Genomic DNA, 7,799 nt, shown 5'->3' with positions numbered 1-7,799 from the left:
CCTACGAGGATCTCGCGCGACGCGGCCTGGTCGGGGCGCTCCGCGAACGCGGTGGCGAGGTGCTGGCCCACTCGCTCCTCGAGCCCCTCGACGCCTTGCCCGCGGCGGAACGGCAGCGTCTCCGGGAATCGGCGAAGGCGTGGCTGGATGCCAACGGCGCCTGGGACCCGGCAGCGCGGGCGCTCGGCATCCACCGCCACACGCTGAGGGCGCGGCTCACGCAGCTCGAGGGTCTGCTCCGGCTCGACCTGTCGACCTTCGCCGCGCGCGCCGAGCTGTGGGCCGCGCTGGAGTTCTCCGACGGCGTGTGATCGCACCCGGCGTCGCCTCGCGTGAGGGGTCGGAATCTGTCGCCGCGGTGCGATCCAGGCGACAGAAGTGACCTCGCGCGCGAGGAGAGGGGGCTCAGGTGTTCTGCGGGAAGCCGAGGTTGATGCCGCCGTGGGTGGCGGGGTCGAGCCAGCGGCTGGTGACGGCCTTCTCGCGCGTGAAGAAGTCGAAGCCGTGCACGCCGTACGCCTTGGCGTCGCCGAAGAGGCTCTTCTTCCAGCCGCCGAAGGAGTGGTAGGCCACCGGAACGGGGATGGGCACGTTGATGCCGATCATGCCGACCTGCACCTCGTTCTGGAAGCGGCGGGCGGCGCCGCCGTCGTTGGTGAAGATGGCGGTGCCGTTGCCGAACTCGCCGCTGTTGATCAGCGCGAGCCCCTCTTCGTACGTCTTCACCCGGACGACCGACAGGACGGGTCCGAAGATCTCCTCGGTGTACGCGCGGGATGACGTGGGCACGGCATCCAGAAGCGTGGGGCCGAAGAAGAAGCCGTCCTCGTGACCGTCGACGGTGTACCCGCGGCCGTCGACGACGACCTTCGCGCCGTCGGTTTCGGCGATGTCGACGTAGGAGGAGACCTTGTCGCGGTGCTGTCCGCTGATCAGCGGACCCATGTCGGGTTCGTCGGTGGCGGCGCCGTTGCCGATGCGCAGCTTCTGGATGCGCTCGGTGACCTTCGCGATGAGTTCGTCGGCGACGGGCTCGACGGCGAGCACGACCGAGATCGCCATGCAGCGCTCGCCCGCGGCGCCGAACCCGGCGTTCACGGCGGAGTCGGCGACGAGGTCGAGGTCGGCATCCGGCAGCACCAGCATGTGGTTCTTCGCCCCGCCGAGGGCCTGCACGCGCTTGCCGTTCTTCGCGGCGGTCTCGTAGATGTACTGCGCGATGGGGGTCGAGCCGACGAACGAGATCGACTGCACGACGGGGCTGTTCAACAGCCCGTCGACGGCGACCTTGTCGCCCTGCAGCACCGTAAACGCGCCTTCGGGAAGACCCGCCTCCTTCCACAGCTGCGCGAGCCAGAGGGATGCAGAGGGGTCTTTCTCGCTGGGCTTGAGCACGACCGCGTTGCCGGCGGCAAGGGCGATGGGGAAGAACCACATCGGCACCATCGCCGGGAAGTTGAACGGGCTGATGACACCGACCACTCCGAGCGGCTGCTTCAACGAGTAGACGTCGACGCCGTTCGAGGCGTTCTCGCTGAAGGCGCCCTTGATGAGGTGGGGGAACCCGGTCGCGAGCTCCACGACCTCCTGACCGCGGGCGATCTCGCCCAGGGCATCCGATCGCACCTTCCCGTGCTCCGACGTGAGGATGTCGGCCAGCTCGCCCTTGCGGGAGTTCAGCAGCTCGCGGAACGCGAACAGCACCCCCTGCCGCTTGGCGATGGAGTACTGGCTCCACACCGCGAACCCCCGCTCGGCCGACGCGATGGCCGCGTCGACCTCCGCCTCGTCGGCCAGGGCGACGTGCGCCTGCACGGCCCCGGTGGCGGGGTTGTAGACGGGCGCGGTGCGGCCCGACGTCGAGGGCGCCGCGGCGCCGTCGAACCAGTGCGCGATGACGGGGAGGTCGTTGTCGGTCATGGGTCCAGTAAACGGCGCGGATGCCGCGACCGCTGCCGACAGAATGGCCAGGTAGGGAGCGGGGGCGGGCCAGATCGTCGGGCGGGCGTGTGCGGCCGTGCTTCATGCTGTCGGGTGATGGGCGCAGTACGCGAGTGATCTCGCGTCGGTGCCCGAGGCCAAGACGGCGGACGATGTTGCCCACGTGGAAGTCGACCGTTCTGCGTGACGCCGCCTTGCGAATCGCGACTCAACGGTCACGGCGACGCTTTCGTCCGAGCCGGCCCTCACGAGAGCAGCGCGGGTTAGCGTTGCGGATATGACCCTGAATTATGTTCGACGCGGGAACGGCACCCCCTTGCTGCTGGTGCACGGACTGGGCGCCGGCTGGCGATCCTGGACTCCGATCCTCGACGACCTGGCGCGGCAACGTGAGGTCATCGCCGTCGACCTGCCCGGGTTCGGTGACACCCCGCCACTGTCGGGCGACGTCTCGATCGCCACGCTGACCGACTCCGTCGTGGACTTCATCCGCGACCAGGGCCTAGACGGTGTGTCGACCGTCGGACAGTCGATGGGCGGCCGGATCGTGCTCGAGCTCGCGCGGAGGGGAGTCGGCGGGGACGCCGTCGCTCTGGACCCCGGCGGGTTCTGGAGTTCGCGCGAGCTCGCCGTTTTCGCCGCCACGCTGCGGCCGTCGATCGTACTGGTCCGAGCGCTGCGCGGCATGCTGCCAGCCCTGCTCGGCACCCCCGTCGGACGGACGTTGCTCCTGGCGCAACTGTCGGCGCGACCCTGGGCCCTCTCGCAGAAAACCGTGTTGCCGGACGTGCGTGGGCTGGCGGATTCCCCGGCGACCGGAGCCGCCATGGACGCCCTCACCAAAGGCCCCCCGCAGCAGGGTGCCCCAGCGGGCACGGTACCCGGCCGGGTCACCATCGGGTGGGGGCGGCGCGACCTGGTGACCGTGCCCAAACAAGCAATGCGCGCCACTCAGCGGTTCCCCGACGCCTCGCTGCACTGGTTCGACAAATGCGGCCATTTTCCGCAATGGGACGTTCCCCGCGAAGCGACGAAACTCATCCTCGACAACACGAACTGACGCCTTCGAACTCCTTTTCGTCCTCGTCATCGGGAACTGAGCGCGCGCCGCCGAGCGATCACGGAACACCGCCATGAAGCTCGCGACTTCACAACGAGGTCTGCGTAGTTAGTGCGTCCCGTGGCTGCTCTCCCGGACGATGAGGGTCGGCGCGAGGGTACGCGAAGCGGTGTCCTTGCCGAGAATGCGGTCGAGGAGCAGGTGAACAGCTTCGGCGCCCATCTTCTTGTGAGGTGATCGAACGGACGTCAGTGGGAGCGGGAGCTCGCGAGCAATGGAAGGGCATCGAGTGCACCGTCGTGGACCTCTCCACCAACCCCGCAGCGCTCAAGTACGTCATGGACGAGCTGGGATACTCCGCCGCCCCCGTCGTCGTGGCAAGCGATCAAGACCATTGGTCGGGATTCCGCCCCGACCTCATCGACAAGCACGCCGCATGAGCGAGCACGACACCACCAGCGACGACTACCGAGCCGGATACCTCGCCGGATACACCGACCGACAGGGCGAGGTGGACCGGTTGGAGAACGATGCCGACCGGCTCTACCGCGCCGCTTACGGCGAGGAACGCCGCATCCCCGGGCACTACGTCACCCGCGCCGAGCTCGAGCAGCGCCGATCGCTGTCGGAGCCGCCCGTCGAAATCACCCGCCGCGACGCACTCGCGTCCTGGGGCCTTGAAATGCCCCCTACCGACACCGCTGAGGCTGACGCCCCGAGCACGCTCCCGTCGACGTCGACGGGACCCACGAACCGCACGAGCAGGAGACGACAGATGAGCACCAGGACCATCACCGGGAACCTCGCCACCGACCCCGAGGCCGTGCAGGCGGGTCGCGTGCAGATCGTCAAGCTGCGCGTCATCGAGAACACCGGCGAATACCGCGGCGGCGAGTGGACCCCGCACGAGGCCCCGACAACGCATTTCGTGGAATCAAAGTTCGAACTCGGCGAGCACGTGCTCGCGTCGCTGCACAAAGGTGACGCGGTGATCGTCGTCGGATACGAGCGCACCGTGGCCTGGGGCGAGGGGGACGACCGCCGCCACGGCCGCGTCCTCGAAGCCGACGCAATCGGCCCCGACCTATCTCGCGCGACCGCCGTCACCTCCCGGTCGCAGGTGGCGCCAAGGCGTAACGGCGCAGCCGAGAAGCAGCACCTCACATAGGCAAGGGAACTCGACTAGGCCGTGGAAGGATGGTCCGTCCCGTCTGGGAGAGTTATCGACCCGCCGACGCAGACCACCATGGTGAGGAGATCCGCAGACACGTTGTCCGCGATGTTTGCGTCCTGGAGACTTACCGCTCCGTTGTCAGTGATCAGCGTGTCGTCTAGGGTGACCACCCCGCTATCGGTGATCGTCACGCGTCGACAGCTCACCATCCCGCTGTCGGTGATGGCCGCGCCGTCGAGGTCTAGGGTCCCGCGGCTGGTGATGGTCGCGCCGCTGATGTCTACTAACCCGCTATCGGAAACAGTCGCGTTGTCGAAGGTCACGGTTCCGCTGTTGGAGATGGTTGCGTTGACGAGAGCTACGGCGGATCCACGGTTAGTGATGGTTGCGCTGTGGAGGTTCAGGGACCCCCTGTCGGTGATGGTCGAGCCGTAAAAGTTCACGACCCCCCCGTTAATAACGGTCGCGCCGAAGAGTTCCACGCTCCCATGGTTGGCGATCGTCGCTCCGTTGAGGCTTATGGTCCCGCTGTCGGCGATGGTCGCGTCGTTGAGGGTTAAGTACCCGGTTTCGGTGAAGGTTGCGGTGTCGAGGGCTACGTACCCGCTGTCGGTGATGATGGTCGCGCCATTGAGGTCAATGGTTCCGCCGTTGGTGATGGTCGCGTCGCTGAGGTCCACGTGGAAGTCGATGTACGCACCAGCGAGATAGAGATCGCGATCGTGCCAATGGGCGGGGGCATCGGGTTTGAGATGCCTTCCGACGACCGTGTAGCCAGCTTGTTTGACGGATATTTCCTGCGGGGTGGTTCGTTGAGTATCGCGGCGGTCGGAGGGGTCGAGCTTGTCGATCTCTTTCTGGGGGAGGGGAATGCGCATCTCGTCGGAGCGGGGCGCGCGGAGGTAGCCGGTGAGAACTTCGATGCACACCTGCACCTCGTCGGGGTTCCCGAACGCATCCCAGTCGTCTGCGAGAGCGCCAAGGGCAAATAGGGCGGCCTGACGGTTGACGGGTGCCGGGTCGCTGAGGAGTTTGACGGTTGTGACAAACCGTTCCCGCAGGGCTCGCTCTGTCTCAATGCGCCGCTGCGCATCGACCTCGTCGCGTCGCGCCCGCTCTCGTTCCCGATCGTCGTGAAGCCGTTCACGGTCGCGCTCCGCTGCTTCAAGCTCCTGTCGGTGACGAGAGAGGCTGAGGCCAACGCCGACTAGCGCGATGGTCCCGCCGAGTGCGAACAGAACGGTGGTTGTCGCCGGCCCGAGGAATGCGGCGCGTCGCTGAGCAGTGAGCTCTGGAAACCAGTTTCTCAGCAGGAGGTCAGGGACTGTGAGGAGAACAATGCCACCGACGATGACATAGAGAACCACACCAGCAGTGATGCGCACCCCAGACCGACTCCACCACCGGACCTTCTTGACCGTAGGGCCCGGGCTGTCGACGCTGCTGCTCTGGTGCTTCTCCACAGCACGATTGTGGGGCAAGAACGGGCGGCAATTCCCAGTCCCAGCCCATAGACCTTCTCGGCGCCACGCAAAACATGTTCCACGCCGAGCGCCCGCATCGGTGCTCTTCGCACTCGGCGCAGACATTGGTGCCTTGAGCGGGAGGGCCGACGGGCCGGCCACGAGGGGTGACCCCCTCGCGCTCCCCGGTGTTCCGCCTTCGGCGGGGCGCGAGCTCCGCCCGCGCAGCGGTGACGGAGCACCGCCGGCAGGAGCCGCTACGCGGCCCGATTTCCCCGTTCTCTTCACCTCTCCGCGGTTTCAACCTACTTCGCTCCATCGGCTGCGTGCCACCGATCCCGGACGCGCCCTACGGGCTTATTTCGCCCGGGATCGGCGTCACTCCGCCGCCTCCACTCAGTGGGTTTTCACTCGCCGGAGAGGCAAAGAAAAACGATCTGGAAGACGACAAAAGCCCCGTAGTAGTGCAAGTACCACGGGACCCGTCGCCTTCATGATCACACACCGATCAAGGAGAAACCATCGTGAGCATCACCACCGGAACCGGGACCATCGAGCACATCGACCCGACCACCCTCGTCATCGAGGCGAACGTGCGCACCAGCGCCCCCGTGACGAAGGATTTCATCGCGTCGATCCGCGAGAACGGCGTCATCACCCCGATCCTCGCCCGCCGCGACGAGCACGGAAACGTCATCGTCCGCGCCGGTCAGCGTCGCACCCTCGCCGCCCGCGAGGCCGAGGTGACCACCGTCCCCGTCTACGTCGTGGAGGGCGACGACACCACCGCGGACCGGATCATTCAGCAGATCATCGAAAACGACCAGCGCGCCGACCTCAGCACCGCGGATCGCACCGCAGCCTGGGCGCAACTGGCGTTCGAGGGCATCAGCGCCGCACAGATCGCCAAGCGCACCGGCACCACGACCGACACGGTGAAAAAGGGCCTCGCCGTCGCGGAGTCCGCCACCGTCACCTCCGCTCTCCACGAGCACGAACTGACGCTCGACCAGGCCGCGGTCCTGTTGGAGTTCGAAGACGACGCCGACGCCCGCGCGCACCTGATCGAAGTCGCCACCACCGACCCGACCCAGTTCGAGCACACCGCGCAGAGCCTCCGCGACGACGCCGCGGAAAAGGCCCGCCTCGCCGCCGTCGAGCAGGAGCTGACCGCGAACGGCTCCCAGGTGCTCACCCGTGGCGAGGCGTACGGGGAGGAAAGCCCGTGGGTGATCCTCCGCAAGCTCCACACCGCGGACGGGGAACAGGTCACCGCCGAGCACATCGCCACCGTCGCGGAGCGCGGCGCGCTCATCGACACGAACTGGCGCGGCGAGATTGACGTGACCTACTTCGTTCAGAACCCCACCGATGCGGGCTTCACCTACGCCTGGGGCGCACCCGGCACCCCTGCCGAGCCGCTGACGGCGGAGCAGATCGAGGAAGAGCGCGTCGAAAAGTCCGCCGAGCGTAAGGCGCTCATTGCCAACAACAAGGCGTGGGCCGCCGCCGAGACGGTGCGCCGCGAATGGCTCGCGACGTTCCTCTCCCGCAAGACCCTGCCGAAGGACGCTGACCGGGTGATCGCGCTGGGCCTGACCGCTCACCGATTCTCAGTGTCGTCCGCGATGTCGGGCGGCAACGACCTCGCGCACACGTTCCTCGCCGTCGAGCGGCCCTCCGGCTACCGCATGGACGGCCTGGCCGAGTTGGTGGAGGCCAACCCCGGCAAGGCCCGCCTGGTGGCCCTCGCGGTCGTTCTCGCCGGTGCCGAGGCAGGCACCAGCAAGGAGTCGTGGCGACGCGGCGACGAGCGCGCCGCCGCGTTCTTCCGCCAGCTCGCCGCGTGGGGATACACCCTCTCCCCGGTCGAGCAGATCGTCACCGGCGACACCACTCCCGCCGAAGCCGCGGGCCTGGCCTGATCAACCGGACGGGGACCGGCATCCGCCGGTCCCCGTCACCCCGGGCGTCACCCCGCCGCATCACCCCATTTCGTCACCCTCTGGCATCACCCGCCCGCCCCGCTGCAGAAAGGCGCACCATGACCACCACCACGACACCCGCCGTCGACGTCGACGAGGGGGGATACACCGCGGCGCTGCGCGAGGCGGAAGCCGCCGTCGACGCGGCCACGGCATCCGGCGACGTCGAGCAGATC

The 7,799-nt window shown here is 67.6% G+C and carries 8 protein-coding genes; 5 read left to right on the top strand and 3 right to left on the bottom strand.

Translation table 11 applies throughout. The features are described 5' to 3' along the window. Positions 1-311, top strand: a 311-nt coding sequence (locus RWP81_RS12155) for a helix-turn-helix domain-containing protein (RefSeq protein ID WP_314456450.1), incomplete at its 5' end; no start/stop codon positions are given. A 94-nt stretch (positions 312-405) separates the two neighbouring features. Here the strand turns inward: RWP81_RS12155 and RWP81_RS12150 are convergent. Then, positions 406-1,920, bottom strand: a complete 1,515-nt coding sequence (locus tag RWP81_RS12150) for a CoA-acylating methylmalonate-semialdehyde dehydrogenase (RefSeq protein WP_314456449.1) — start codon at positions 1,918-1,920, stop codon at positions 406-408. A gap of 298 nt (positions 1,921-2,218) precedes the next feature. On the opposite strand from RWP81_RS12150, the gene RWP81_RS12145 reads away from it, so the two are divergent. Then, positions 2,219-3,001 (top strand): alpha/beta fold hydrolase, encoded by a 783-nt coding sequence (locus RWP81_RS12145; protein ID WP_314456447.1) that lies wholly within the window; start codon positions 2,219-2,221, stop codon positions 2,999-3,001. Positions 3,002-3,109: 108 nt separating this feature from the next. Here RWP81_RS12145 and RWP81_RS16325 read toward each other — a convergent pair whose 3' ends face one another. Beyond that, on the bottom strand, positions 3,110-3,277 hold the full coding sequence (locus RWP81_RS16325) for a substrate-binding domain-containing protein (RefSeq protein WP_399540591.1): 168 nt from the start codon (positions 3,275-3,277) through the stop codon (positions 3,110-3,112). A gap of 23 nt (positions 3,278-3,300) precedes the next feature. On the opposite strand from RWP81_RS16325, the gene RWP81_RS12140 reads away from it, so the two are divergent. After that, positions 3,301-3,441: a hypothetical protein gene (locus tag RWP81_RS12140; protein ID WP_314456451.1), complete on the top strand. Its 141-nt coding sequence runs from the start codon at positions 3,301-3,303 to the stop codon at positions 3,439-3,441. After that, on the top strand, positions 3,438-4,169 hold the full coding sequence (locus RWP81_RS12135; protein ID WP_314456446.1) for a hypothetical protein: 732 nt from the start codon (positions 3,438-3,440) through the stop codon (positions 4,167-4,169). The genes RWP81_RS12140 and RWP81_RS12135 overlap by 4 nt, the downstream gene beginning before the upstream one ends. Before the next feature lie 14 nt (positions 4,170-4,183). On the opposite strand, the gene RWP81_RS12130 is transcribed toward RWP81_RS12135, so the two are convergent. Beyond that, positions 4,184-5,638: a hypothetical protein gene (locus RWP81_RS12130; RefSeq protein WP_314456444.1), complete on the bottom strand. Its 1,455-nt coding sequence runs from the start codon at positions 5,636-5,638 to the stop codon at positions 4,184-4,186. 524 nt (positions 5,639-6,162) lie between these two features. On the opposite strand from RWP81_RS12130, the gene RWP81_RS12125 reads away from it, so the two are divergent. Beyond that, positions 6,163-7,563 (top strand): ParB/RepB/Spo0J family partition protein, encoded by a 1,401-nt coding sequence (locus RWP81_RS12125; RefSeq protein ID WP_314456442.1) that lies wholly within the window; start codon positions 6,163-6,165, stop codon positions 7,561-7,563. The last annotated feature ends 236 nt before the right edge of the window (positions 7,564-7,799 follow it).

The sequence above is a fragment of the uncultured Microbacterium sp. genome (genome assembly GCF_963521695.1).
GTDB lineage: Bacteria > Actinomycetota > Actinomycetes > Actinomycetales > Microbacteriaceae > Microbacterium.
The sequence above is the reverse complement of the archived record's forward strand: the minus strand, read 5'-3'. Positions and strand labels throughout refer to the sequence as shown.

Bases quoted from the DNA above. Each gene is read 5' to 3' on its own strand.
- RWP81_RS12150 (WP_314456449.1), bottom strand. From the start codon at position 1,920: ATGACCGACAACGACCTCCCCGTCATCGCGCACTGGTTCGACGGCGCC.
- RWP81_RS12145 (WP_314456447.1), top strand. From the start codon at position 2,219: ATGACCCTGAATTATGTTCGACGCGGGAACGGCACCCCCTTGCTGCTG.
- RWP81_RS12135 (WP_314456446.1), top strand. From the start codon at position 3,438: ATGAGCGAGCACGACACCACCAGCGACGACTACCGAGCCGGATACCTC.